This is a genomic window from Brenneria salicis ATCC 15712 = DSM 30166, from assembly GCF_003315515.1.
GTDB lineage: Bacteria > Pseudomonadota > Gammaproteobacteria > Enterobacterales > Enterobacteriaceae > Brenneria > Brenneria salicis.
This window is the reverse complement of record NZ_QNRY01000002.1, coordinates 149,791-174,738: the sequence shown is the minus strand read 5'-3', so window position 1 is coordinate 174,738 and position 24,948 is coordinate 149,791. Positions and strand designations below refer to the sequence as shown.

Here is a 24,948-nt window from a genome sequence, read left to right as displayed (position 1 = left end):
CAGGCTTGTTCATCGATATGTTATGCCAGCTGAGAAGCACGTATCGCAGCGCCAAAACGATCACCCTTATTGTCGATAATTACATCATTCACAAAAGCAAAAAGACATTGAAGTGGCTGAAGAAGAATCCAAAATTTATTCTTATTTATCAGCCGATTTACTCGCCATGGGTGAACAAAATAGAGCTCTTATGGTTAGCCTTACACGAAACGGTAACCCGGAATCATCACTGTAAAACAATGTGGGAGTTACTAAAAAATGTCAGACAATTTATTAAAACCGCATCACCTTTCCCAGGCAACAAACCTGGACTAACAAAAGTGGAGCGGTAATAGGCGCAGTTATTTAGGCGAGCAGGCTATAAAATGGTTACAGCAGGATGCTGCAATAAAAAGAAAAACAACTTTAAGTAACAAAGGGTTAGGGAGAAATGAATTTTATTCAGCAATATGGGCAAGAGCTAAGGAGTTGGGCCTAACCAAAGGTGATGTATATCACATAGTTGAGATTCGATTAGAAAAGCACATCATATCGTTAACAAAATTAAGTAACGAGAATCTAAAGAAGCTTTATGACATCATCATGCGGATGAAGTAACCATTTAAACTTCTTTTAAAGGCCTTTTTCTGGCGGCGCGCGATTATCAAAATAAATGACAAAAATCTCACGCCCGCCTCATTTTTCTCATTTTGTTTTTTTTCGACCAATCCTTGATAAAATGTCTCTCGCTGTCGCTACAACCCGCGCCGGGCAAGACTTACCAATATCAGCTTGTTCCCGGAAATTTCCGCCAATTCCCTAGTTTCTGTTTTTAATTCATACTGACTCATAGCAACGATTAAGTCCCGTCACGGCCTGTCTTATTAGCCAGACTTCGCGATAACTGAGTGCCGCAAGCCGTTATCTGCGCTCGCACCTGAATGTGAACTGCACATCAGCGATAAAATTCCGCCACCTGATCAAAGATACGCATTTCCTCGCCATGACGCCGTACCTTAATCACGTCTTCCAGTTTCTCGATCTGGCTTATCATCTGCGCCAGACGCTGATCGTCCTGCACCAGAAGCCAGATACGGCTTTCGCCGCCGCCAGCCAGCGGCATACAGAGGATCCCTTCCACGTTAAAGGCGCGACGGGCAAACAGGCCGCAAACATGGGACATCACGCCGGGATGGTTGCGTACCGAGAGTTCCAGCGTGACCTGTTTTGAGCTTGATTGAATGGGCATGGTCTTAATCTCCGATCATATCGATGTTGGCGGCGCCCGGCGGCACCATGGGATACACTTTTTCATTCACATCAATCAAGACGTGGATCAACGCGGGGCCGGGACGGTTCAGCGCTTGCGCCAGCGCCATTCGCGGATCGTCCGCCGCGTTCAGATCGCAGGTGGCGAAGCCGAAACCGGCGGCAATCGCCAGAAAGTTGGTGCGGTAGCGATAATCAGCGGCAAAAATACGTTGCCGGAAGAACAGATCCTGCTGCTGATGCACCAGACCCAGCGATTGGTTATTCATCAGGATGATTTTGACATTCAGTCCTTCTTCGGCAGCGGTCGCCATTTCCTGAATGTTCATCATCAGACTGCCGTCGCCGGAAAAACACACCACGGTACGTTCAGGTTCGGCCAGCGCTGCTCCCATTGCAGCAGGCAGGCCGAAGCCCATGGTGCCCAGCCCGCCGGAGGTCAACCACTGTCGTGGTCGGCGCAGCGGATAGGACTGCGCTACCCACATCTGATGTTGTCCGACATCGGTGGCAATGATGGCATTGTCCGTCAGCGCCTGGGCGGTCGCGCGGATCAGGCCATAATGACTGAGCGGATCGTCCGCTCCCGGCATGTTGAACGGGAACGCCTGTTGTAACTCGCTGACGGTTGTACGCCATACCTCGCGTTGCTGGGTATCGATCAGGGGCAAAAGTTGATCCAGCGCTTTGGCGACATCGGCATGCAACGCGACATGCGGCTGGCGGATCTTGCCTAATTCAGCCGGATCGATATCAATATGAATTACGCTGGCTTCAGGACAGAATTGCGTTGCCTTACCGATCGCGCGATCGTCAAAGCGCGCACCCAGCACAATCAACAAATCCGCCTGCTGCAAGATCAGATTGGTTGAGCGTGCGGCGTGCATTCCTAACATGCCGAGCGACAGGGGATGATCCACCGGCATAGCGCCTAACGCCATCAGCGTCATGGTGGTGGGCAAACTTGAACGTTCCGCTAGTTGTATCGCCTGTTGGTGCGCCGAGGCGTTGATAATGCCGCCGCCCAGATAGAGGATCGGGCGCTGCGCCGCATTAATCATGGCGGCAGCCTGCGCAATTTTCTGCGCATCAATGGCGGGCGGACTATCGTTCCGGCTTATTGGCGGCAGGGTATCGAGTTCGATCTCCGCGGTTTGTACGTCTTTGGGAATATCGATCCATACCGGACCGGGGCGGCCAGATTGCGCGATGCGAAAAGCGTCTGGAATAACCCGTGCTAACTCTTTGATGTCACGAACCAGATAGTTGTGTTTGGTGACCGGAATGGAGATGCCATAGGTATCGACTTCCTGAAAGGCATCCGTCCCGATCATGTTTGAAGGCACCTGGCCGGTAATACAAACCAGAGGAATGGAATCGAGTTTGGCGTCGGCAATGGCGGTCAGCAGGTTGGTTGCGCCGGGGCCGCTTGAGGCCAGACAAACGGCGGCGCGGTCAGCGGCCCTTGCCATGCCCTGCGCCATGAATCCCGCGCCTTGCTCATGGCGTGCCAATACGTGGCGGATAGTTTTGCTCTGGCTGAGCGCATCGTATAGCGGCAGAGCCGCGCCTCCGGGGATGCCAGCGATTGTGGTGATACCCTGCTGTTCGAGCAGCCGGATAATCAATTGGGCGCCTGTATAACGCATATTTTATATCCTTCATCAAGGCCGGTGCGTTTTCAGAGCGGGGAGGGTGCAAACAAGAAACCCCGCTCGGCTTGCGCCGGCGGGGTTTGGGAATCTTTGCTGGATTCGGAACCCGTTACGGCGCGCTGCCGACGACGACCACCAACCACCACGCGCACGACAACGACCGCGTCAACTTGCGCGGTGCTTAGTCTTACTGAAGTGGAAGAATAGTGCGTCATGGGGTTCCGGTTATTCATGGTTAAGTAACTTGTTTATATAAGCACAGGTCATGAAAAAGACACAAGGCCAGCATGGGATAAAAAATCAAAATTCGCGCGCGATCACATTTCTGCCGGGAGCGTGGTAATAGCGCTATGACGTGATCCCCAGAATTCGCGCTGCTTCGGCGGTGCCGTTCTGTAACGCCAGCGTTGAGCCGTCATAACCCATTTTTCCATCAACAATCAATACGGTGCGTTGCGCAATGCGGATCGCGTCATCCAGGTTATGGGACACCATCAGCAGCGTGATCTGGCGATCCCGACACATTTCGTCGAGCAGTTCCAGCATTTCCAGACGCAATGCCGGATCGAACGCCGAAAACGGTTCATCCAGCAACAAAATGGGACGATAACGCATCAGACAGCGGGCAAGCGCGGCGCGTTGGCGTTGTCCGCCAGAAACCTGTGACGGCAGACGGTTGAGCAATGTCGTCAAACCCACCTTATCGGCAATGTGCCGCAGCGTTTCACGCTGGCTGTCGTTCAGACGCAAACCGGGGTTCAGGCCCAATGCGATATTTTGATTGATGGTCAGGTGAGGGAAGAGGTTGTTTTCCTGAAACAGGATCGAGACGGGCCGTTTGGCGGGCGGCGTGAACCGATGATCTTCGCCATTCAACCGCAACGTTCCGCTGTCCGCCATCAGAAAGCCGGCAATCAGATTCAGCAGCGTGCTTTTCCCCGCGCCGCTGGGACCGAGGATCGCCACACGCTCACCCGCTTGAACGTGAAAATCGAAGCGCATGGGAACGTCTTTATAGAGGTATGTCAGCTTATCGAGAAAGATCATGACGGCCCGCCAGTTTTTCAATCAGAGTGAACAATGTAAAGCAGATAAGCATCAGTAACAGTGCGGTAACGGCGCCATCGGCGCTGCGATAGGCGCCAATCTGCTGATTAAGATAAAAAGGCAATGTGCGGAACTGTTCACTGCCGAACAACGCAATGACGCCAAAATCCCCAATCGATAATACGCTGGCAAAGGCCAGCGCCTGTGCCAGCGGCTGTTTCAGCGACGTCAGTTCGATAATCTTTAAACGTCGCCAACCGCGCACATCCAGCGACAGACAGAGTTGATTGTAGCGTTCGGCGACGTCGTACATCGGGTTTTCCAGCACTTTGAGCGTATAGGGGATCGCCATCAGCGCATTGGTCAGGATGACTAACGCATAAGGCGAATCCGGCAATCCCAGCGTATTGTTGAGTAACAGGAAAAAGCCGGTTGCCAGCACAATGCCGGGCATGGCGAGGATCAGCATGCCGCTCAGATTCATCAACTGGCTGTACAGCGGTTGTTGGCGCAATTTCAGTTCCCGGCTGCTCCAGAGCAACATCATGGTCAGCGCGATGCATAGCAAACCGGCGCTCAGCGCGATACGCAGCGAAGTAAACAAGGTTTGCCACAAAACGGGTTGTTGCAGTACGGTGAACAGTGAAAGATTCACGCCGTCGATGATTACCGCCAGCAAGGGCGGAACCACCAGCAGCAATAGCATGCCAATCAGCAAACTATCGCACAACTGACTAAAGCGGCTGTCCTGCGGATTACGCCATATCAACCGCCGGGTGCTGCCGACCGGCAAGATACCTCCCAGGCGCTGACTTAACAACACCAGTCCGAGGCAGCAGGTCATCTGGATTAATGCCAGCAACGCGGCGCGTGAGGGATCGTAATCAAAGCTTAACGCCTGATAAATAGCCAACTCGATGGTTGTCGCCTGCGGCCCGCCGCCCAGCGACAGCACCGTGGCGAAACTGGCGAAGCAAAGCATAAAAATCAGTGCGGCGGTCGGTAACATTTGCCTGCGCAGGGCGGGCCATTCGACGATCCGAAAATGCTGCCAGCCATTCATGCCCAGTTGCGCCGCCAACTGGCGCTGCTCTGTCGCAATACCTTCCAGCGATTGCAATAACAGGCGGGTTGCCAGCGGCAGATTAAAGAAAATATGCGCCAGCAAAATGCCTTGCAGACCATAGGGCGAAAACGGGTAGGGCAGACCGAAAAAACCGATTAGCTGCGCCAGCCAACCCTGACGTCCATACACGCTGAGCAGGCCAAAAACGGCGACCAGCACAGGCAGAACCAGCGTCATGGCGCAAAGTCGTAATAACCAGCGGTGGCCGGGAAAACGGCGGCGGAACAAGGCTCTGGCAAGGAAAATGGCGGGTACGGTGGAGCACAGCGCGGACAAGAACGCCTGCCAGAAGGTGAAACGAATAACGTGCCACAGGTAGCTGTCATGCCATAAGGCCAGCCACTGGCGCTCGGGGGCCTGTAACCATAGGGCCCCGAAAGCCAGCGCCGCGACGGAAATTAGCAGCGTCGCGGCCAGTAATCCCGGCCACAGGCTGCCTGCGGTCAGCGGCTGACGGCGCGTTGCCATGCCTGAATCCAGTTATTCCTTTGTTCCGCTACCTGTTGCGCGCTGTATTGCAGTGCGTTTTCAGGTACGGGGAGGGTGGCGAATCCGGCTGGCAATGCGGTTGGAATAACCGGATACATCCAGTTGGTGGTGGGGATCGCCTGCTGGAATGTCGGACTTAGAATGAATTGCATGAAGCGTTTTGCCAGTTCCGGCTGCTTGCTGGCAGCGAGTTGTCCGGCGACTTCAATTTGCAGGTAATGCCCTTCGCTGAAATTTGCCGCCGCGTAATTCTCTGTTTTCTCTTCAATAATGTGATACGCCGGCGAGGTGGTGTAGCTGAGCACCAGATCCGCCTCGCCTTTCAGGAACAGGCCGTAGGCTTCGCTCCACCCTTTGGTGACCGTGACGGTTTTTCTCGCCAGTTTTTGCCATGCCTGCGGCGCCTGATCGCCATACACTTGCTGCATCCATAACAGTAAACCCAGCCCTGGCGTGCTGGTGCGCGGATCCTGATAGATTACTTTCCATGGCTCTGGACTGTCGATCAGTTCATTCAGGCTTTTGGGCGGGTTTTTCAGCTTTTCTTTGTTGTAAACAAACGCGAAATAGCCGTAGTCATAAGGAACAAACGTGGCGTTGTTCCAACCGCCCGGCACCTTGACCGCGCGCGTATCCAGATCGTTTTTGATGAACAGATCGGTCTGTTCCGCGGCCTGCAACAAGTTATTGTCCAGCCCTAACATAATGTCCGCTTTGCTGTTTTTACCCTCCATGCGCAGACGGTTCAGGAGCGAGGCGCCATCTTCCAGAACGACAAAGTTCAATTCACACGCGCACTCTTTTTCAAATGCGGTTTTGATCACCGGGCCCGGTCCCCATTCAGAGGCAAAAGAATCGTAGGTATAGACGGTAAGCGCTGGCTTGGCGAACGCCGGGGCGGATAGCAGTAACAGACACGGCAGGATTTTCTTCAGCATGGATGCTGAATGTTTTAATAATAATATCATGAACACTTTGCACTCCTGAGGATCATGGGGGGCAAAGGTCTTTGAGTCAGCGATAAACACTCTCAAATCCCTCCGCCGGTATTAACCGGATCAGGTTCGACGGGTGTTTTCTCAGCGAAAAAGCCGTTGCGTCAGTGTAATCTGCCACGCGCCTTTTCGCACCCCGTTGAGAACGGCCCATTGTAAAGGGTTCAAGGGAACAGGGGAAGGTTCTCAGTTTTCTGGCGGAACAAACCAGGCGGATTTGAAATCGAACCAGCCCAGCATATTCATTCTGATGCCGCGCATACTGCGTTGCCCTTGCAGTTTCAGCCAGTGATGGAGCAGGGGATGCAGTTGCCCGCCGTCGACCAGCTTATCGCACCATTCCGCCAGGGATAGTGTGTTGTTACGCCATTGGCGTGCATCATGATGCAGATCGTCATCCAGACAGTGTTGCATCAACGGTAGTTCGTAGAGCATGGCGAACAGGGAAAATTCGAGGGGAAAATAGCAATTCACGCTACTGAACCAAATGTCGCTTTCGCTGTTTCCCTGATGCCAGTCTTCGTAACTGACGGTCTGGACGAGCAGAATAACCCCATGCTTTGCCAGCAACTCACGCAGGATTTCACTGAGTATGCGGTATTCAGGGTGTTCCTGATAGAAGGTCAATGTAATCTGTTTGAGTCCTGGCGGCACGGGCAATGGCGTGTCTGGCTGGTTATGGTGCCAGCGGGGCAATAGGCTATACGCGGGCGACCAGTCGCGTTGATGAATGGCATCCGCATGGCTCAACAAATCAATGGGGTTAAACACCTGCCGCAGCCAGCGGCGTATTTCCGGGCGCCTGACCTGTGGTGAACGTTTATCGAACAGGATGAAATAGCAGCCCTCTTCCATTCTGCTTTCCAACTGTTCATGGCGGGAATCGTCGGACTGTAACTTGACGGAAACCGGCATCTTTTCCGGTTCATCCGGCAACACCCAGATATTTACTTCATCGATCAGCGCCCGGTAGCCAAAATAATCATCAAATGCGCGTATTTTCATATGACTGTTGTTATTGCTGACGACGGCATAAGGACCCGTGCCGATGGGATGTCGGGCAAAATCGGGCAGGGTGCGCCATTCTTGCGGCAGGATCATGGCGGGAACACTGCCAAGCAGCCACGGCAGCCAGTGGTCGGCGCTGCTTAACTGCACATCAATGACAAAAGGCATCGGCGAGGTGACGTTTTCGATATGAGCAAACAGCGGCAATTCGGTTAGTCGGGTAAGCGAACTGATGACATCGTTCATCGTCAGTTCCCGGCCATGATGAAAACGGATAGACGGACGCAAATAGAATCGCCAACGTCGCGGTTCCTGCATTTGCCAGTGATGCGCCAGATCGGGCGTGAGTTCCCCATTTTCCTCATTTATGTTGGTCAGGCCGCTGAAAATCTGTCGGGCGATGTGCATTTCCGAGCGTCGTAATGGCGATCCCGGCAATAAGTTACGCAACGGGCGATAGTAGAGGATTCGCAGGATATGTTTGCCTTGCCGGAAACTGCGGCCAAGGTGGGCAAGCAGCATCTGACGCACCGCTTCTTTATCACCGACAAGCTGCACCAACTGATCGATGCGATCCTGTTCCAGTAAATCCTCTGCGCGCTGCTGTTGCAGGGCTAAGCCGGTATAAATGAACGAAAGCTGCGAGCGCTTGCTCCTGCCGACTTCCGCCTGCCAGGTCAGCCATCCTTGTCGTTGCATCGCGCCCAGCAAAGAACGGATATGACGGCGTGAACAGGTTAAGACGCCGGCCAACTCTTGCAACGTTGTATCGGTGGTTTGTCCCTGAAAGTGTTGCCACAGACGGATGAACTGTTGTTGCAGACGGTTGGAGGACATAAAAGGGGAACTCCCGGCCATAAAGTCATCAATTTATCTTTCCCTATATTACGCCGATACTTTTGCATAATGAAAGCGTGGAGGTGGCTTATGGCGATTTCCCGGTTGTACCAGTTTTATCGGGGTTATCTTTCGGCGTGCCAGGCGAAATGGTTGCGTTGGATGTCCGCTCAGCAGCGGTTGGCATTATTGCAGCAGGCGACGCAGTGGCACTTAGAGGAGATGTCGGAAGAGGAATACCGTCACTGGATCTAGCCGTGAGAAATTAGAGAAAACTTCTGAGTAATGGTGCTTTTCACCAGCCAGCGGATATTTCGCTGGCTTTTTTTATTGGTAAAACTGGTGATCAGCCGGGAACCTGCATAATTTGAAAATACACATAGAAATTAAAATTATTACGGGAGGGTAAATAATGGGGCTTTGTGTATCGAAACCGTATGCGTCGGATCTCACGTCTCTTCATGGTGGCCGCGCTGAGGGAAGCACACGAACCGTCAGAAGCCACAAGGCGTGGTCGGATATCGTATCGAATATTAGAAACCCGGACGGCGACGACAGGATCGACTCTCTGATCAATAGGATTGGAATGATATATGACGCATCAAAGACGCTCCGGGAAAGAATGAACCAGATTGACCAGCAAGGCGGGGTGGCTTTACGTATTGTGCCTGACAGCGACATTACTCAGAGTTTCGGACATGCCGAAACCCGGCTACACTGCCGGGAAGCGGTGCTGGCGGAGTCCACGGCGAGAGATGAGAAAGGCAGTAATTATCGACCGTTGAGTATCATGCTGGTTGAATTAACGAATATAAGCAGAATCAAAGAGTTTCAGCAGGTTAACAGCAGGTTTCTCTAGGGCTATTCCGGTATTGAAAGGGCGGCGCATGATTGTGAAAAGGTGGAGTATCAAACCACGCAGGATATGAACCGATATTACCGGGAAGCGAGATCGATTATTCAAAATCTGGATTATGGTTCTCCCAATTTGTGGTATTCGCATGAAAACGGCGAGATGGTCTATCCCACCTTTGAACATTATTTCAGAACCATGTGTGAATCAGGGCATACTGATGCTTATAGAAATAATTTACGCGCCATAGAGCAACAGAGATTAACGCGAAATAATGAAAGCGTCGAGTAAGGGTGCTTTTCACCCGCCAGCGCGTATGTGCCGGCGTTTTTGAACCCATAAAAAAGCTCAGCGGCAGTACGCGTTCAGCGCCTGATGATCGTTGAGTAAGGCGCTGTAGCGGTTTAACTCAGCTTGTTGGCGGCTATTGCGTACTTGTAGCGCCAGATTGATGGCGGTAAGCTCCCTTGCGTTATCAGCCAGTTCCTGCGCTATTTTTCCCTGTTTCGCCAGCCATTCCGCCACATCGCTCCAATTCCACAGCGGAGAGGCCCCGCTAAGACGCTGGATTGGCGAAGGAAAATCGCCCGTCCCGCGTTTTCCATCTTTCATCAAGGCGATTGCCTGACGTGACATGCCGGATAATGCCGCAATGTCGCTGAGCCCAACCAAGGCCGCATCAGCGGATTGTACTTGAGCATTAATGCCGGCCAACTCAATATCGCGGATCGCGCTGAGTACCGCAGCAGCAAAATTTGTACTTCCACGATCAAACTCCAGATAGACGGCGTGACCATAAAAGCAAAGTAAAGCATCGCTACAGCCATTGGAAAATAGCGCATCTTCCAATCCCGGTGTCTCAGCGGTAACGCCCGATAGCGTGAGAGAAAAATGGTAAGTTGTCATATATTCCTCAATTCCTCATTAAGCGGCTTAGCTTAGTTTTTTTTCACTATCATCAGACAGTGGTCTACCTGGCGGCGGATCTGTTTTGCATGGTTTTCCGGGTTTGCCGGTGTAGACCAAATGCTCATCATGTGATCGGCATGGTCTGGCGTGTCGCAAATGAGCCTGCCAAAAGCATGTCCTTTACTGGGGTTGAATCTCCAGCCTTGCGCCAGCGCATATTCAATAGCCGCTTGAATATGTTTGTTTGGGTGTTTTTTCATCATCATCCTGAGTAATGAAGTTATGGTAAGTCTGGTGTTGACTATTGTCAACATGTAATGTCTTAAGTAAGCAGGAAATATATCTGTTTACGGATCGAAAAAGTGGCGGAGCGCAAGGGATTGCGTATCGCCTCGCAACTATTGCGATGAGGGGATAGAGGAAGAAATATCAGTCAGGGAAGCCGTGTGTTAAATAGTTGACGTAAAACCTGCATATTCAAATGTAAAAAGCCCCGATCGTTGCCGATTCGGGGCGATGTATTGCGGTGCTTAATTAAAAGACGGCGGAATACGTCAGGCCAAAAGTGCGGCCGCGTCCCTTATATTCATACAGCGATGCCGCGCCGAAGGCCGGGCTGTACTGGAGCGGCGCTCGTTGTCCCCAGGTGGTGGTGTATTGTCTATCCAGCAGGTTTTCCACGCTGAAGCTGATCTTGCCGACAGGTAAGGTATAGCTGCCGATAAAGTCGAGGGTGTTGTAGCCGTTGATTTTCCGACCTTCCGCATCCGAAACATCGAAGGTTTGCTGGGTTTGCAGGCGCAGCGACCAGTCATCAGGCGCCCAGTTGATATAAGCGACGGCTTTCGAGGCGCTGGCGTCGCGGACATCCAGTTTCTCCCATTTACCGTTGGACTTAAGTTCGGATTTGACCAGATTAACGTTTACTCCGGTGCTCCAGTCGCTGTCGTTAAAGAAATAATCGGCGGCGCCTTCCACACCATAGATCCGTCGTTCGTTGGGCTTAACGAAAATGGTCAGGTCTGATGAGTTGATTTCGACCGATTTGTCGGAAATGGAGTAGTAAGCGGCGACCTGAGTATGCAGATTATCACCGGTATAACGCCAGCCGAGTTCATAGGAATCGACCTTGATGCCTTCCATTTGAGACTGGTTGACGTTCACGCTGTTAAGCAACTGATAGTGGTCATTGACCAACCGGTAAGTTCCCCGTCCGTAATACTTACCCGGATCCGGTAATTCGACGCCTTGCGAGAAGTTAAACCATGCTTGCTGTTTTTCCGTCAGATGAGCGAGGATGCCGGCGTTAAACAGCAGGTTGTTGTAGTCGGTGCTGCCGCCGGGAATAGTATCCGCAGAGGCGGCGGTGCCGTTGGCGATGGCCTGCTGTTGATTATAACCGACAAAGTTCTTCACCTTATTTTTGGTCCATTGGTAGCGCACGCCGCCGCTGAGCGTAAACATGGGGGTGATGTCATAGCTGGTTTGCATGAACGGCGCCAGATTGGTGATGCTGTAGCCGGGGTAACGGTCAACGCTGAAAATACGCTGGTTGTTCATCCCCCCGGACTGGCTGGCGCGGGGCAAGTCGAAGAACATCTGGTTGGCGTCGAAGGTTTCATGTTCGGCGTCAACACCGTAGGTCAGCGTCAGCGCATCAAGCGGTGTGCTATTGAAAGTCAGCTTGGCGCCATACTGACTGGTGTTTTGCTCCGAGGACGACAAACTTCTTACCGTACCGCCGCTCAGTGCCGGGAAGGGGTAGAAGGTCAGCGCTTCATCACGGTAGTAAATCTGCGCCGCCAAATCCTGTCCCCAGAAATCGGTGTTACCGTACTGGAGACTGATCAGATGACGCTCGGTGCCGGGAATTCGGTCCGAGTGGAGACGGCCGCTATTGCTGGCTTCTCCGTCGCCGGTCACGGCGGAGAAGTTTTCGCCAAGATAGAGCCCGTGCTTGCCGTCGCCCTGGCTTTTATAATACTGGGTCACCAGTTGCAGTTGCTGATGTTCATCGATTTGCAGCGTACCGGTTCCCATCACGTCGAGACGGTCTGAGTATTGCAGACCGGTCTGGGTATTATCCAGCAACACGTCATTGCCGTTGCCGTCATACCAGGCGCCAAATTTCTGATAGGTGACGGAAAGCCGACCCGCAAGGTTCTCATTGCCGCCGCTCACCGCCGCCGCGACGCGATCGTCATGATCGCGTTTGCTGCGGAAGCCGGTTTTACTGCCCAGTTCCAACTCGACCTGCCGATCAGCCTGTCCTTTTTTGGTGACCAGATTGATCAATCCGCCGGTACTGCCGCCGCCGTAGAGTGAGGTGGCGCCGGAAATCACTTCGATATGTGCGATATTGAACGGATCGATGGAATCAAGCTGGCGGCTGTCCGAACGGGAAGAGTTGAGGCGGACGCCATCGACCATCACGACGATGCTGCGTCTGCGCATGTTCATACCGTAATTTGTCCGGCTCTGGCTGCTGACGTCCAGACCCGGAATCAATTGCGCCAGCACATCTTTCAGTTCTTTGCCGCCTTGTACTTGTTGTTCGATTTGACTGCCGTCAATGACCCAGGTGGTTTGCGCCATCTGCCCGACAGTACGCAGAGTACGGCTGGCGCTGACCACCATCTGATCATCGGCGGACTGCGCCTGAACAGTCCCCGGAACGACGGTGGCGAACAACGAGGGAGAGATTACCCAGAGTATTTTTTTTGTCTTTAACATTTTTTCGCCCTGCATAAAAAAGCGTGATCATCACGCCAGGTTGTGGTTATCAGAACTATTTTGGTTATCAGCCGTGTTGTTGTTACGCGTCATGGCATGGTTTATCCCGCTGCGCCACTCGATAAACGATGGTGATGTGCTGAGATCGAAATGTTCTCTTCCTATCGCCCGATTGAGAATATTGGCGGAGCGCCAGGCCATCAGGCTTAACTGCGGTTCGGAGATGCCGTGCTGCTGCATACTGGAATTGACCGCGAACAGATGGTTGTCGGCGGGGCCTTGCCAGTCCAGCGTGAAGTCGGGGTTGATCCGATAGTTGCCATCCGTGGTAACGGACAGACGCTGATGCAGCGGAGAGAGCACGGCGGGCGACGCGGTGCGATAACCGGTGGCAAAGATCACCACATCGCTTTGCAGCAGGTCATGTCCGTTGTCCAGCTTGTGGTGAAGCTTAAGCTGGTGGCGAGAGCCGGTTTTATCCAAAGCAATCAGCGAACGGCTGGGCAGCAGCGAGGCGTTGCGCGGTTGTCCCAGCACGTCAAAGCGGTGGTACAGTTCACGATAGATCGCCAGCAGAGACTCAGCGGTAATGCCATCCGATGTCATTTTCTGTTCCGCCAGCATGTTTTGCTTGGTGTTTTCCTCCAGACCAAGGAAGCTGGTGACATAGTCCGGCGTGAAATATTCATTGGCGAACGGCGCTTCATCCAGCGCATTGAAATTGTTGCGTCGTGATACCCAGTTGATGTGCGTCGGTTCGCCCCATTCGCCGCGCAAGATATTCAGGAAAAGATCGGCGCCGCTTTGTCCGCCGCCGACGATGGTCACGGTTTTGCCCGCCAGCGTCGGTTTGCGCAGATTCATTTCGCTGGCATGGAAGCAATCGTCACTGATGTCGTTTACGCATTCAGGCAGATAAGGCTGCTTGCCGATCCCCACACAGACATGACGAGCCTGCCAGACGCCATCCTGCGTTTCGATGATAAAGCGACGTCGCTTTTCGTCGAAATCGACGGCATAAACCGGCGCGTCGAAGGAGAGGTTATCCATGTTATCGGCAGCCCAGCCCAGGTAATCGGAGAACTCGTCCCGTGAGACGGTACGCATCTCGGTTGTCAGAAAGCGATAGAATTTCTTCTTCTGCACCAGATAGTTGATAAAGCTGAAAGGGTTGCACGGATCCACTGCGCTGACCAAATCCTTTAGAAACGAAGTCTGCATATGGCAGTCGGGTACCAGCATGCCGGGATGCCAGGCAAAATGAGGTTTACGCTCAAAAAAGCGGCTTTGGAAATCGGTCAACGAGTATGCCAGCGCGGAAATGCTCAGGTTGAACGGACCGATGCCGATACCGATGAAATCCAGTTGTTCTTTCATTGTGCAGGCTCCTGTGCCACTAACCACAGCGGGTTTGGCAAATCCTTAAGATAGTTGGGCAACATGCGGTTGCCGCCGTCATGTTCGGAGAAGGTCAGCTTTACGGGGTTGAGCACGACCCGGATGATCGCTGGCTTAAAGAGGTCAAACAGCGCAAAACGTTCCGCCAGATGAGGATGGCCGTCCATGTAGGCGTGCAGTTCTCCGGCCAGCAATTGGTAAAAGCGGGTTTCACTGATCCCCAATCGCTCGGTAAGTGGGGAGATAAAGCGCAGCACGGTGACGAAATGACCGGTCTGTAAATCGTGGATGAGATAGTCGGCGCTCAAACGCACCGTCACGGCGCTGACTGCGTCGGGCAGGGAATGCCGCTCAGGGAAATCCTCTTGCGTCAGTCGCATGTCGCCCTGAAAATCTTTCAGCAGCACGCGCTGCGGACAACCCTTCTTCATAGCCAGCGTAATATTCTGACCGTGGGCGATCAGTGATACCCCGTAGCGGCATAGCAGGTGATAAAGCGGCACCACGGTGGTCCGGAACAACTGTCGCAGCCATGTTTCGGCGTCGAGCCCCGACTGGGCGATGTAAGCGCCGATCAACGGCTGCCCTTGTTCGTCGCACTCCATCAGCGTCGCCATCAGGATCGCCTGTTCGTCGGAATGCAGATAGCAGGATGGATTCTCTCGCCAGATAACGCCCAGCATTTCCTGGTAGCGATAGGGTGCTTGTTTAAGCGTCTGGTAGCCGGAATGCGCCAGATAACCTGCCGCCGGTTCGCCGAGGATCACGGCGCCGCTGGCGTTAAGCGTCGGATCGCTGGCGACGATCTGCTGTAACCAGCGCGAGGCGAGCGGGCCTGCGGCAATGTACTTGCCGGGGATCCCGCGGTAGCACGAGGTGTTGTAAATGGTTAACGGCAGCTTGACGTCCAGCTTGCTGCGTCGGCTGGCGTTGGTCAGCGTGCGCAACGATTGTTGCGCCAGATAGTGATCGCCGAATTCCCCCAGCGAGATGATCTCCCCTTCCGCCAGTTGCGGCAGGAAGTGCAGCGCAATTTTCTGCCACCACTGCCACGGATGCGCCGGCATCGGCAACCACGCCTCCGTCAAACCCAGCGCTTGCCAGTGTTGTTGGAAACGCTGACGTTCGGTTTCATTCATGGCGCTTTGCAGTAAGGTGTCCATCGATACTTCGTCATCGTGGCTCCACACCGCGCACTCACGCCGTACCGCCAGCCAGTGCAGACGAAACGTTTGCCGATATTCCGGTGCGTAGCGGCGCAGGTCATCCAGTCCCCAGCCGCGGCGACCTTTGTTGAAGACAAATTTAGGATGGCCGGATAGCAGGCACTGTAGCGTACCGGCGTCCAGCGCGATCAGATCCTGCGCGCTCATGCCGCGACGTTGACGCCGTAGTTGCAAGTCGCCGCGCAGGGTGGCGTAGAGATCTTCAAGGTGTTCCGCAATCTGAGCGTCATTCATTCCGATCCGCGGGGCGAGTTGTCTGAGCAGCGCGTCCGCCGTGATGGGCGAGTGTTCGCAGCGCACGCTGTCCGCATCGATCCACAACCAGCCCCAGATGTCGCGACGGGCGGCGAAACGCCATTCGCTTTCCGGCAGCGAAATACGCCACTGGCCGTCGCTTTCCGGTTCGGCCTGCAACGTTCGCTCGTATTCCAACTCAGCCAGCATTTTGGCGACCAGCAACCGGTTAACCCATTGCCAGTCTTCACGGTAATCGTTCATTACAGACCCACCTCCGTGAAGAAGGCGTTGCGCTGATTCATGATCAAACGTGAACGTTTGTGCGGGAAATCGAACTCCTTGACGGTGCGGTAGCCCGCAGCGGGCAGGTGGCGGAACAAGCGCTGATTATCCGCACGCGGTTCAGCCACTACCCGCCCGGTTTGCGGAGCATCAAGATAGAGATAGTGCGTCAGTCCGCGCAGCCAACTGCGCACGAAGCTCGCGCCGCGCCAGTTCTGCTCGCCGACCAGCATGTGCAGACCACGATCGAACGGTTGCCAGCGATAGTGGCGGCCAATACGGTCTTCAGCCGCCCAGTAAACCTCAAAATAGCCGAAGGGCTGGTCGTCATAACAACCGATGAGCGGGTACAGATGGGCGTCTTCAAGTTTGCTGATCAGGTAATCATATTGCAGGGTTTCCGATCCGCGTTGTTCCCAGAAGAACGCGATGCGATCGTCGTTCATCCAGCGGGTGAACTGCGGCGTGTCGCGGTCGGCGTCAGGCAGGCGGAAACTCAGCGTCTGTCTGACGCGCGGGTCATAACGGCGGTAAACTTCCCCTTGCGGACGCGTCGGACGCGGGGGATAACAGAGCGCGCGCGTCGTCATACTGTAAGGGCGATGTCGGCTGGCGGCGCGTCGCACGCAACCACAGCGGCAGTTGCCAGAAGGTTTCCCGCGCCAGAAAATCGCTTTGGATCTGTTCAAACAGCGCCAGCGCATCCGGGGCATCGCGCCATTCCCGCCACGGCAGCGATATGCCGGACAGCGTCGGCACCGCGATAAATAACTGATCGATGGCCTCCGCCAGCCAATCGGATGGCATTACGCCGGGGCAATGCAACTGCGCGCTGTTATCCACTCCCCAGCTTAGCGCCAGGGATTGCGCCTGTATCTCGCAGTACATGCCATTGATTGCGTGAACGATATTGGCTTCTGGCATCATGCCATCTCCTGAATTAACAACGGGTTGGGAAAATTGAAATAGATCACGGCGGGATCGACGATGGTGTTTTCGTTGTGATCGTGCAGATAGCAGAAAAAGTTGCCCTTGCAGTTCCACATCGGGCTGTCCAGCACATAGTCCAGACAATGAGTATTCATGGCTGTGGCGCGCAATTCGGCAAGAGAAGAGCGCACCTGCGCCATCAGTTGTGGTTCGCTGCCGAAACCTGCGGCGGCTAAGGCCGCGGTGACCGCCAACGTTGAGTTCACCAGCAGGTAGTAAGGGAAATAGCGCAGCAATTGTTGCGTGGTAAAGCGGTTCTCGGCATCGGCTTCGCCAATTTCTTCCAGCCATGTCTGAGCTTGTTGCGTAAAGCCGCTGCCCTGACAGTCGCGGTACAGCATGCCGACTGGGAGATCGTGCTTCATTTCCACCAGAATATTTTGTTGGTGCGCCAGCAGCACCAGACCGTAATCCGCTTCGGCGCTGAACAGCGGCGTCAGCACATGCTGACAGTAGGCGCTCAACCATACCTGAGCGGCACGCGCCGGATTAATGGACAACCGGTCAGCCAGCCGCCGGACGGCCGCGGTCAGCAGACTGTCGCCCCCGTCCGGCGCGGCCTGCGTCAGCGTGACCAGAACATTGGTCTGACTGTTTGCGTCGCCGAACAGCAGATTGCGGCGCAGGGCGAACAGGCTTTCGTTTTCTATCTCGCCTTCCAGATTGCGCAGTCCGGCCCAGCCATCTTCCTGCATGAACTGAAACGTGGGATAGCGAGCCTGTAAAGTCTGCCAGCGCGAAGTTTGCGCCAGCCGCGCCAGCCGCATGCCTCGTTTTAGCTCTTTAATGAATAGGGTGCGGATCGAGTTGGTCAGCCGCACGCTGAGGGAGAATTTGATCATGTCGCGGCTGGTCGGGCAGTAAAGCGAGCGCGACGAAGAGGTCGGTAGCCAGTACTGTCCGGCCTCGCCCAGGTCACGCAGCATGCCTCGCCGCAACAACTGCCGGCACCAGTTTTGTTGCAGCAGGTGTTCCGCCTGCCAGGGGTGCATGGGCAGCAGCCACACATCGTCAGTGACGTGACCTATCAGGTCCGGCGCGTTTTCTACCGCGAACCGCAGCAGACGCTGCTGTAGGCTGATGCCGAGACTTTCCCCGCCAATCTGTTCTCTGGCAACGGCGAACCAATGCAATGGAAAACGAGCGGCGAAATCCGGTAGATAGCGCTGCGCTTGCGTCTCATTAAAAGGTTGGTGAGACTTCGGCGCCGGATGAAACGCATGACCGACCAGTAAACCTTGTTCCGCCTGAGCGAAGGTCAACGGCTTGTGGCGCAGCATCGGCCAGTCGAGGCGCTGCGCGATGGCCTGATGCGTGTGGTGGTGACTTTCCAGTACCCGCTGGCGGAAGCTTGTCAGCACTTGTACGGGCAGGTTTTCGGCAATAGCGGGTTTCTCCAGCAGCGCTGAAACCAGCGTGGCGAAATCAATATCCCGCGGGCTGCCGTCCGATACCAACTGAGCGGGAAAACGGTAGCGGTGATGCTGGGTGGCGGAGAAATAGATAAGCGGTAATCGGAGCATTCGCGATGGCGACAAAGGAAGTATGACAGCGGTCAGCGTCTGATTGTCAGGGGCATGTTCCACATACCAATCCTTAGTTTCCCTTATCAATGCATTAAGAAAACATTGAGCCGCTACATCATTTACCTGATTTGATTTCTGCATGTTCATGGTGAGCAGGGTTCTCGTTCGTCCAAATGAGAACTTGAATTCTGACAATAATAATTCTTATTATCAATCTTAATGTTAAGATTTTGTCAGTTTTCCTCTTTTATTCATACACTAACATTACGGATTAATTACATTTCATGCGACATTTGCCATTTTTAGGGACAGCAAAGCCCATATCGTTTTCCAGAGAAAACTATTGGACGCTGGCGCTGTGCGCCGGTCTGTTAGGTATTGGCCAGAATGGGTTGCTGGTGGCGTTACCGATACTGGTTAGTGAAACTAAACTTTCACTGTCAGTCTGGGCGGGTTTATTGACGCTGGGTTCTATTCTTTTTCTCCCGGCTTCGCCGTGGTGGGGGCGGCGGATTGATCGATACGGCTGTAAGCCGGTGGTGGTGGCGTCGCTGTGCGAGTATTTACTGAGTTTTATGTTATTGGCGCTGGCCTGCCTGGGAATGGTTCAGGAATGGTTGTCTGTGACGGTGGGATTATGCGGATTGATTGTGGCGCGCATTATTTACGGGCTGACGGTATCGGGTATGGTGCCGGCCTGTCAGGTATGGGCGTTGCAGCGGGCGGGGCCGGACCACCGAATGAGGGCGCTGGCCGCGATCAGTTCCGGCTTAAGCGGCGGACGTCTGTTCGGCCCGTTATGCGCGTCGGCTGCGCTGGTGCTGCATCCGCTGGCGCCATTGTGGTTGATGGCGCTGACGCCGTTGCTGGCATTGCTGATTATCTGGCGTGAGCAGGGTGAACCGCCACAGATATCGCCCGCGCGTTTGCCGGTGAGACTGCGTGCGAATATGCTGCTGTATTTGTGTTGCGCGCTGTGTCTGGCCGCCGCCGTCAGTCTGATGCAGCTTGGCTTGTCGCCTGCGCTGAAAATGCGGTTCCCTGCCCACGGGGAATCGCTCAGCCATCAGGTGGCGCTGTTGTTGAGTCTGGCGGCCATCACTGCGTTGCTGGCGCAATTTACGGTGTTGCGGCGACAGCTTTTGTCGCCCGGCGCGTTGTTGATCTTATCGGGCGGCGTCATAACGCTGGGGTTGACATTGATGGTGTGGGGAGGCGTGGCGCTGTTTTATCTTGGTTGCGGGATAATGTCGTTTGGCGCGGCGCTGGCTAAGCCCTCCTATCAGATACTGCTCAATGATCGGCTTCAGGCGGGGGCCGGGGCTGGTTGGATCGCCACCAGCCATACGTTGGGTTATGGCCTGAGCGCCTGTCTGGTTCCGTTAGTGACGATGTGGCGGGGAGAAGACGCGCTTATCGCCGGGGCGCTGGTGATGACGTTGATCTTTTGTGTCATGAGCGGGGAAATTTGGCGTCAGCAGCGTGTTCGCAAGTAATGAATGAGCAGGGGCGTCTGACGACGCCCCTGCCTGATCGATCAATGCAGAAATGACGGCTGATTTTTCTCGTATTCCGCGATGGACGCTTCGTGTTGCAGCGTCAGCCCGATACTATCCAGCCCGTTGATCATGCAGTGACGACGGAAACTACCGATTTCAAACGTATAGTGTTTGTCTCCGGCATGCACAACCTGATTTTCCAGATCGACCGTAAAGGTCATGCCCTGCTGTCCTTCAACCAGTTTGAACAGTTCATCCACCTCAGCCTCGCTCAGCGTAACGGGCAGCAACTGATTGTTAAACGCGTTGCCGTAAAAGATATCGGCGAAGCTTGGCGCGATAATCACGTTGAAACCATAGTCAGTCAATGCCCACGGCGCATGTTCGCGGGATGAACCACAGCCGAAGTTTTCACGCGCCAGCAAAATGCTGGCACCTTTATAGCGGGGTTTGTTCAGCACAAAATCAGGGTTGGGTTCCTGACCGGCCTCATCCAGAAAACGCCAGTCGTTAAACAGGTGCTGACCAAAGCCGGTACGTGTGACCTTTTGCAAAAACTGTTTTGGAATAATGGCATCGGTATCGACGTTAGCGGCATCCAGGGGAACCACCAGACCGGTATGTTGCGTAAATTTAGCCATGTTGGTTTCTCTCTTAATTCAATTCGCGGATATCGGCAAAATGCCCGGTTACCGCCGCGGCAGCGGCCATCGCCGGGCTGACCAGATGGGTGCGTCCGTCACGGCCCTGACGTCCTTCAAAGTTACGGTTGCTGGTTGATGCGCAACGTTCACCGGGGTTCAGCCGATCGTTGTTCATCGCCAGACACATTGAACAGCCTGGCAGACGCCATTCGAAACCCGCCTCGATAAACACTTTATCCAGTCCTTCCAGTTCCGCCATAGTTTTCACCGGACCTGAACCGGGGACGACGATGGCCTGCACGCCCTGAGCCACTTTGCGGCCTTTGGCTATTTCCGCCGCGGCGCGCAGATCTTCAATGCGCGAGTTGGTGCAGGAGCCGATAAAGACTTTATTAATCGCCACATCGGTCAGTTTGATGCCGGGCTGCAAGTCCATATAGGCCAGCGCTTTGGCGGCTGAGGCGCGCTCTACCGGATCGCTGAACGATTCGGGAGACGGAATGACCTGATCGACGGCGATAACCTGACCGGGGTTGGTGCCCCAGGTAACCTGCGGGGCAATCTGCGCGGCATCCAGCGTGACGACGGTATCGAATTGCGCGTTGTCGTCCGATTTCAGCGTGTTCCAGCAAGCGACGGCCGCATCCCAGTTCGCGTCTTTCGGCGCAAACTGACGTCCTTTCAGATAGTTGAACGTAGTTTCATCCGGTGCGACCAGACCTGCTTTGGCGCCCATTTCAATCGCCATGTTGCACAGCGTCATACGGCCTTCCATGCTCAGCGCCTGAATCGCTTTACCGCAGAATTCAACCACATGGCCGGTGCCGCCAGCGCTGCCGGTTTTACCGATAATCGCCAGCACGATATCTTTCGCGGTGATGCCCGGCGTCGCATCGCCTGTGACTTCGATCTTCATGGTTTTGGCGCGGCCCTGTTTCAGGGTTTGCGTCGCCAGCACATGTTCAACTTCCGAGGTGCCGATGCCAAACGCCAGCGAGCCGAATGCGCCGTGCGTCGCGGTATGGGAATCGCCGCACACAATGGTCATTCCCGGCAGCGTCATTCCTTGCTCCGGGCCGATGACATGGACAATGCCCTGAAACGGATGGTTCAGGTCATACAGTTGTACGCCGAATTCAGCACAGTTCTTGATCAGTTCCTGCATCTGAATGCGCGCCATTTCGCCACTGGCATTGATATCTTTGGTTTGCGTGGAAACGTTATGGTCCATGGTCGCAAAGGTCTTACCCGGTTGGCGAATCTTGCGGCCCATGGCCCGCAGACCATCAAAAGCCTGCGGCGACGTCACCTCGTGCACCAGATGACGATCGATATACAGCAGGGGCGTTTCATTCGGCGCTTCGTGAACCACATGCGCATCAAATAATTTCTGATATAACGTCTTACCCATGATTATGCCCCTTGCGCCACAAACCGGGCGATGATATCGCCCATTTCACTTGTCCCTATTGCATTGCCGTCGCTGGCCAGATCCGCGGTGCGATAACCTTCCGCCAGCGCGATATTGACGGCTTTTTCGATGGCGTCGGCCGCGTCATCCGCTGCCAGGCTGTAACGCAGCAGCAAGGCCAGCGATAAAATTTGCGCGATCGGGTTGGCGATGTTTTTACCCGCGATATCCGGCGCGGATCCGCCCGCGGGTTCGTACAAACCGAATCCCTGATCGTTGAGGCTGGCGGAAGGCAGCATTCCCATAGAACCGGTGATCATGGCGCACTCATCGGACAGAATGTCGCCGAACAGGTTGGAACACAGCATCACGTCGAACTGGGATGGATCTTTGATCAACTGCATGGTGGCGTTGTCGATGTACAGATGAGACAGTTTCACATCCGGGTATTCTTTGGCGATTTCATTGACGATTTCACGCCACAGGATAGAGCTTTGCAACACATTGGCTTTATCAATAGAGGTGACGATACCACGGCGCTTGCGCGCGGATTCAAACGCGATATGCGCGATGCGCTCAATCTCGAAACGATGATAGACCTCGGTGTCGAAGGCGCGCTCGTGTTGACCGCTGCCTTCGCGTCCCTTTGGCTGACCAAAATAAATGCCGCCCGTCAGTTCGCGCACGCACAGAATGTCGAACCCTTTGGCGGCGATATCGCCGCGCAACGGGCAGAAAGCTTCCAACCCCTGATACAGTCGGGCCGGGCGCAGGTTGCTGAACAATCTGAAGTGCTTGCGCAGCGGCAATAACGCCCCGCGTTCCGGTTGTTCCGCCGGGGGTAAATGTTCCCATTTCGGGCCGCCGACCGAACCGAACAAAACGGCGTCGGCCTGCTCGCAACCGGCGATGGTGGCCTGCGGCAGCGGCGTCTTCTGGCGATCGATGGCGATGCCGCCGACGTCATATTCGCTGGTGGTAATCCGCAGATTAAAGCGCTGGCGTACCGCGTCCAACACTTTGTGGGCCTGCGCCATTACTTCCGGGCCAATGCCGTCTCCGGGTAAGACGGCGATGTGGTAGCTTTTGGTCATCACACTGTTTCCTGATTATTTTGTTGTTTACTGTTGTGCTGTTGCAGACGCTGGATTTCTTTTTCTACCTGCTGAGCGCGTTTAATATTGTTCAATACATTTACCATCGCTTGGGCGGAGGATTCGACGATATCCGTCGTCAGCCCGACGCCGTGGAAGCGACGGCCCTGATAATCCGCGACGATATCCACCTGGCCCAGAGCGTCCCGGCCTTGTCCTTTGGCGGTCAACTGGTATTTAACCAGTGAAATCTGGTAGCCGGTGATGCGGTTGATCGCCTGATAGACGGCATCAACCGGACCATTGCCGGTGGCGGCTTCCGCCTGCGTTTCCGCCCCGTAGTTCAGTTTGACGGAGGCGGTGGCCATCACGCTGGAGCCAGACTGCACGCTAAAATAATCCAGGCTATAAAAATCCTGCTCTTCCTGCTGACTGTTGATGAACGCCAGCGCTTCCAGATCGTAATCGAAAACCTGACCTTTTTTGTCGGCCAGTTTCAGGAAAGCGGAATACAAATCATCCAGATTGTAGTCGCTCTCCTGATAGCCCATCTCTTCCATACGGTGTTTCACCGCCGCGCGTCCTGAACGGGAAGTCAGATTCAACTGCACTTCTTTCAAACCGATGGATTCCGGCGTCATAATTTCGTAATTTTCGCGATTTTTCAGCACACCATCCTGATGAATGCCGGAAGAGTGAGCGAAAGCATTAGAACCTACCACGGCTTTATTGGCGGGGATCGGCATGTTGCAGATCTGGCTGACTGATTGGCTGGTGCGGTAGATTTCCTGATGATTGATAGTGGTGTGGACGTTCAGAATATCATGACGCGTTTTGATCGCCATAATCACTTCTTCCAGCGCACAGTTGCCGGCACGTTCGCCGATGCCGTTCAGGGTACCTTCAACCTGACGCGCTCCGGCATGAACCGCCGCCATCGCGTTGCCTACCGCCAGACCCAGATCGTCGTGGGTGTGCACGGAGATGATGGCTTGATCGATATTGGGAACGCGCTCGTACAGCGAGGCAATAATATTGCCGAATTCATGAGGCAGGGTGTAGCCGACGGTATCGGGAATGTTGATGGTACGGGCGCCGGCCTTGATCGCGGCTTCCACGACCCGGCTCAGATCGGCGATTGGCGTGCGGCCCGCGTCTTCACAGGAAAACTCGACGTCGTCCGTGTAATTACGCGCATGTTTGATCATATGGATGGCGCGTTCGATGACTTCATCCAGCGTACTGCGCAGTTTGGTGGCGATGTGCATCGGGGAGGTGGCGATAAAGGTATGGATGCGGAACGCATCGGCCACACGCAGCGCCTCGGCCGCCACATCAATATCTTTCTCGACGCAGCGAGTGAGACCGCAGACCCGGCTATTCTTGATGTTGCGGGCAATCGTCTGTACAGATTCAAAGTCGCCGGGCGAGGAGACCGGGAAGCCGACTTCCATGACGTCAACGCCCATCCTTTCCAACGCCAGCGCAATCTGGAGTTTTTCTTTCACGCTCAGACTAGCCTGTAATGCCTGTTCACCGTCACGTAATGTGGTATCGAAAATAATGACTTGCTGGCTCATTGGTTGGTTCCTTGTCATGTTTATCTGGCGCCCGGCGAGTAAAAAAAAACCCGCGCATCGGCGCGGGTTTTTTATTTGGGTGGCGTGAAATCAGTTGTGAATTTTGCCCACCAGCATACCGCGCAATGTTGATGCGTCTAGTAGTAGGCTTAGTAGGAAAA

General features: G+C 54.4%; 21 protein-coding genes, 1 pseudogene and 1 riboswitch. Of the genes and pseudogenes, 4 read left to right on the top strand and 18 right to left on the bottom strand.

Annotated features, from left to right (window positions below; genetic code table 11):
• On the top strand, positions 1–332 hold a 332-nt coding region (locus DES54_RS02320; RefSeq protein ID WP_211317442.1), incomplete at its 5' end, for a transposase.
• 602 nt (positions 333–934) lie between these two features.
• On the opposite strand, the gene ilvN is transcribed toward DES54_RS02320, so the two are convergent.
• The 7 genes from ilvN to sgrR form a co-directional block, all read right to left on the bottom strand.
• The gene (ilvN, locus tag DES54_RS02315) at positions 935–1,228 is read right to left on the bottom strand and encodes an acetolactate synthase small subunit (RefSeq protein ID WP_113865004.1); all 294 of its coding nucleotides are present in this window, start codon (positions 1,226–1,228) and stop codon (positions 935–937) included.
• A 4-nt stretch (positions 1,229–1,232) separates the two neighbouring features.
• Positions 1,233–2,897, bottom strand: coding sequence for an acetolactate synthase large subunit (gene ilvB / locus DES54_RS02310; protein WP_113865003.1), 1,665 nt, complete (start codon positions 2,895–2,897; stop codon positions 1,233–1,235).
• 32 nt (positions 2,898–2,929) lie between these two features.
• Complete coding sequence (locus DES54_RS18755) at positions 2,930–3,118, bottom strand: hypothetical protein (protein WP_240634901.1); 189 nt, start codon at positions 3,116–3,118, stop codon at positions 2,930–2,932.
• A gap of 133 nt (positions 3,119–3,251) precedes the next feature.
• Positions 3,252–3,950 (bottom strand): thiamine ABC transporter ATP-binding protein ThiQ, encoded by a 699-nt coding sequence (gene thiQ / locus DES54_RS02300; protein ID WP_113865002.1) that lies wholly within the window; start codon positions 3,948–3,950, stop codon positions 3,252–3,254.
• Complete coding sequence (thiP, locus tag DES54_RS02295) at positions 3,934–5,544, bottom strand: thiamine/thiamine pyrophosphate ABC transporter permease ThiP (protein WP_113865001.1); 1,611 nt, start codon at positions 5,542–5,544, stop codon at positions 3,934–3,936. Before thiP ends, thiQ begins: the two co-directional genes overlap by 17 nt.
• Complete coding sequence (thiB, locus tag DES54_RS02290) at positions 5,520–6,503, bottom strand: thiamine ABC transporter substrate binding subunit (protein ID WP_113865016.1); 984 nt, start codon at positions 6,501–6,503, stop codon at positions 5,520–5,522. Before thiB ends, thiP begins: the two co-directional genes overlap by 25 nt.
• 79 nt (positions 6,504–6,582) lie before the next feature.
• Positions 6,583–6,709, bottom strand: a riboswitch (TPP riboswitch).
• A gap of 37 nt (positions 6,710–6,746) precedes the next feature.
• Positions 6,747–8,405 carry an HTH-type transcriptional regulator SgrR gene (gene sgrR, locus DES54_RS02285; protein WP_113865000.1) on the bottom strand — a complete coding sequence of 553 codons (1,659 nt, stop codon included), beginning with the start codon at positions 8,403–8,405 and terminating at the stop codon, positions 6,747–6,749.
• Between the two features lie 90 nt (positions 8,406–8,495).
• On the opposite strand from sgrR, the gene sgrT reads away from it, so the two are divergent.
• Positions 8,496–8,660 (top strand): glucose uptake inhibitor SgrT, encoded by a 165-nt coding sequence (sgrT, locus tag DES54_RS02280; RefSeq protein WP_113864999.1) that lies wholly within the window; start codon positions 8,496–8,498, stop codon positions 8,658–8,660.
• Between the two features lie 367 nt (positions 8,661–9,027).
• Positions 9,028–9,264, top strand: a complete 237-nt coding sequence (locus DES54_RS18440) for a hypothetical protein (protein WP_147247243.1) — start codon at positions 9,028–9,030, stop codon at positions 9,262–9,264.
• A gap of 342 nt (positions 9,265–9,606) precedes the next feature.
• Here the strand turns inward: DES54_RS18440 and DES54_RS02270 are convergent, their stop codons facing one another.
• The 7 genes and pseudogenes from DES54_RS02270 to DES54_RS02240 all read right to left on the bottom strand — a co-directional run bounded on the left by DES54_RS02270 (position 9,607) and on the right by DES54_RS02240 (position 18,706).
• On the bottom strand, positions 9,607–10,164 hold the full coding sequence (locus DES54_RS02270) for a helix-turn-helix transcriptional regulator (protein ID WP_113864997.1): 558 nt from the start codon (positions 10,162–10,164) through the stop codon (positions 9,607–9,609).
• Between the two features lie 32 nt (positions 10,165–10,196).
• Entirely contained in the window at positions 10,197–10,427 is a 231-nt protein-coding gene (locus DES54_RS02265) for a hypothetical protein (protein WP_113864996.1), read from the bottom strand.
• Between the two features lie 274 nt (positions 10,428–10,701).
• Entirely contained in the window at positions 10,702–12,900 is a 2,199-nt protein-coding gene (locus DES54_RS02260) for a TonB-dependent siderophore receptor (protein ID WP_113865015.1), read from the bottom strand.
• A gap of 30 nt (positions 12,901–12,930) precedes the next feature.
• Positions 12,931–14,277 carry a lysine N(6)-hydroxylase/L-ornithine N(5)-oxygenase family protein gene (locus DES54_RS02255; RefSeq protein ID WP_113864995.1) on the bottom strand — a complete coding sequence of 449 codons (1,347 nt, stop codon included), beginning with the start codon at positions 14,275–14,277 and terminating at the stop codon, positions 12,931–12,933.
• On the bottom strand, positions 14,274–16,022 hold the full coding sequence (gene iucC, locus DES54_RS02250; RefSeq protein WP_113864994.1) for an IucA/IucC family protein: 1,749 nt from the start codon (positions 16,020–16,022) through the stop codon (positions 14,274–14,276). Before iucC ends, DES54_RS02255 begins: the two co-directional genes overlap by 4 nt.
• Positions 16,022–16,970: pseudogene (locus DES54_RS02245) on the bottom strand (GNAT family N-acetyltransferase). The gene iucC and the pseudogene DES54_RS02245 overlap by 1 nt, the downstream one beginning before the upstream one ends.
• Positions 16,967–18,706: an IucA/IucC family protein gene (locus DES54_RS02240; protein WP_113864993.1), complete on the bottom strand. Its 1,740-nt coding sequence runs from the start codon at positions 18,704–18,706 to the stop codon at positions 16,967–16,969. The pseudogene DES54_RS02245 and the gene DES54_RS02240 overlap by 4 nt, the downstream one beginning before the upstream one ends.
• A 137-nt stretch (positions 18,707–18,843) precedes the next feature.
• Between DES54_RS02240 and DES54_RS02235 the strand changes: the two genes are divergently transcribed.
• Positions 18,844–20,055 (top strand): MFS transporter, encoded by a 1,212-nt coding sequence (locus DES54_RS02235; protein WP_113864992.1) that lies wholly within the window; start codon positions 18,844–18,846, stop codon positions 20,053–20,055.
• A 41-nt stretch (positions 20,056–20,096) separates the two neighbouring features.
• Here the strand turns inward: DES54_RS02235 and leuD are convergent, their stop codons facing one another.
• From leuD to leuA, 4 genes are read right to left on the bottom strand one after another with little or no spacing between them, the layout of a single operon-like run.
• The gene (gene leuD, locus DES54_RS02230; protein WP_113864991.1) at positions 20,097–20,699 is read right to left on the bottom strand and encodes a 3-isopropylmalate dehydratase small subunit; all 603 of its coding nucleotides are present in this window, start codon (positions 20,697–20,699) and stop codon (positions 20,097–20,099) included.
• A gap of 13 nt (positions 20,700–20,712) precedes the next feature.
• Complete coding sequence (gene leuC / locus DES54_RS02225) at positions 20,713–22,113, bottom strand: 3-isopropylmalate dehydratase large subunit (protein ID WP_113864990.1); 1,401 nt, start codon at positions 22,111–22,113, stop codon at positions 20,713–20,715.
• Positions 22,114–22,115: 2 nt separating this feature from the next.
• Complete coding sequence (gene leuB, locus DES54_RS02220) at positions 22,116–23,207, bottom strand: 3-isopropylmalate dehydrogenase (protein WP_113864989.1); 1,092 nt, start codon at positions 23,205–23,207, stop codon at positions 22,116–22,118.
• Positions 23,207–24,787, bottom strand: coding sequence for a 2-isopropylmalate synthase (gene leuA / locus DES54_RS02215; RefSeq protein WP_113864988.1), 1,581 nt, complete (start codon positions 24,785–24,787; stop codon positions 23,207–23,209). The genes leuB and leuA overlap by 1 nt, the downstream gene beginning before the upstream one ends.
• Positions 24,788–24,948 lie beyond the last annotated feature (161 nt).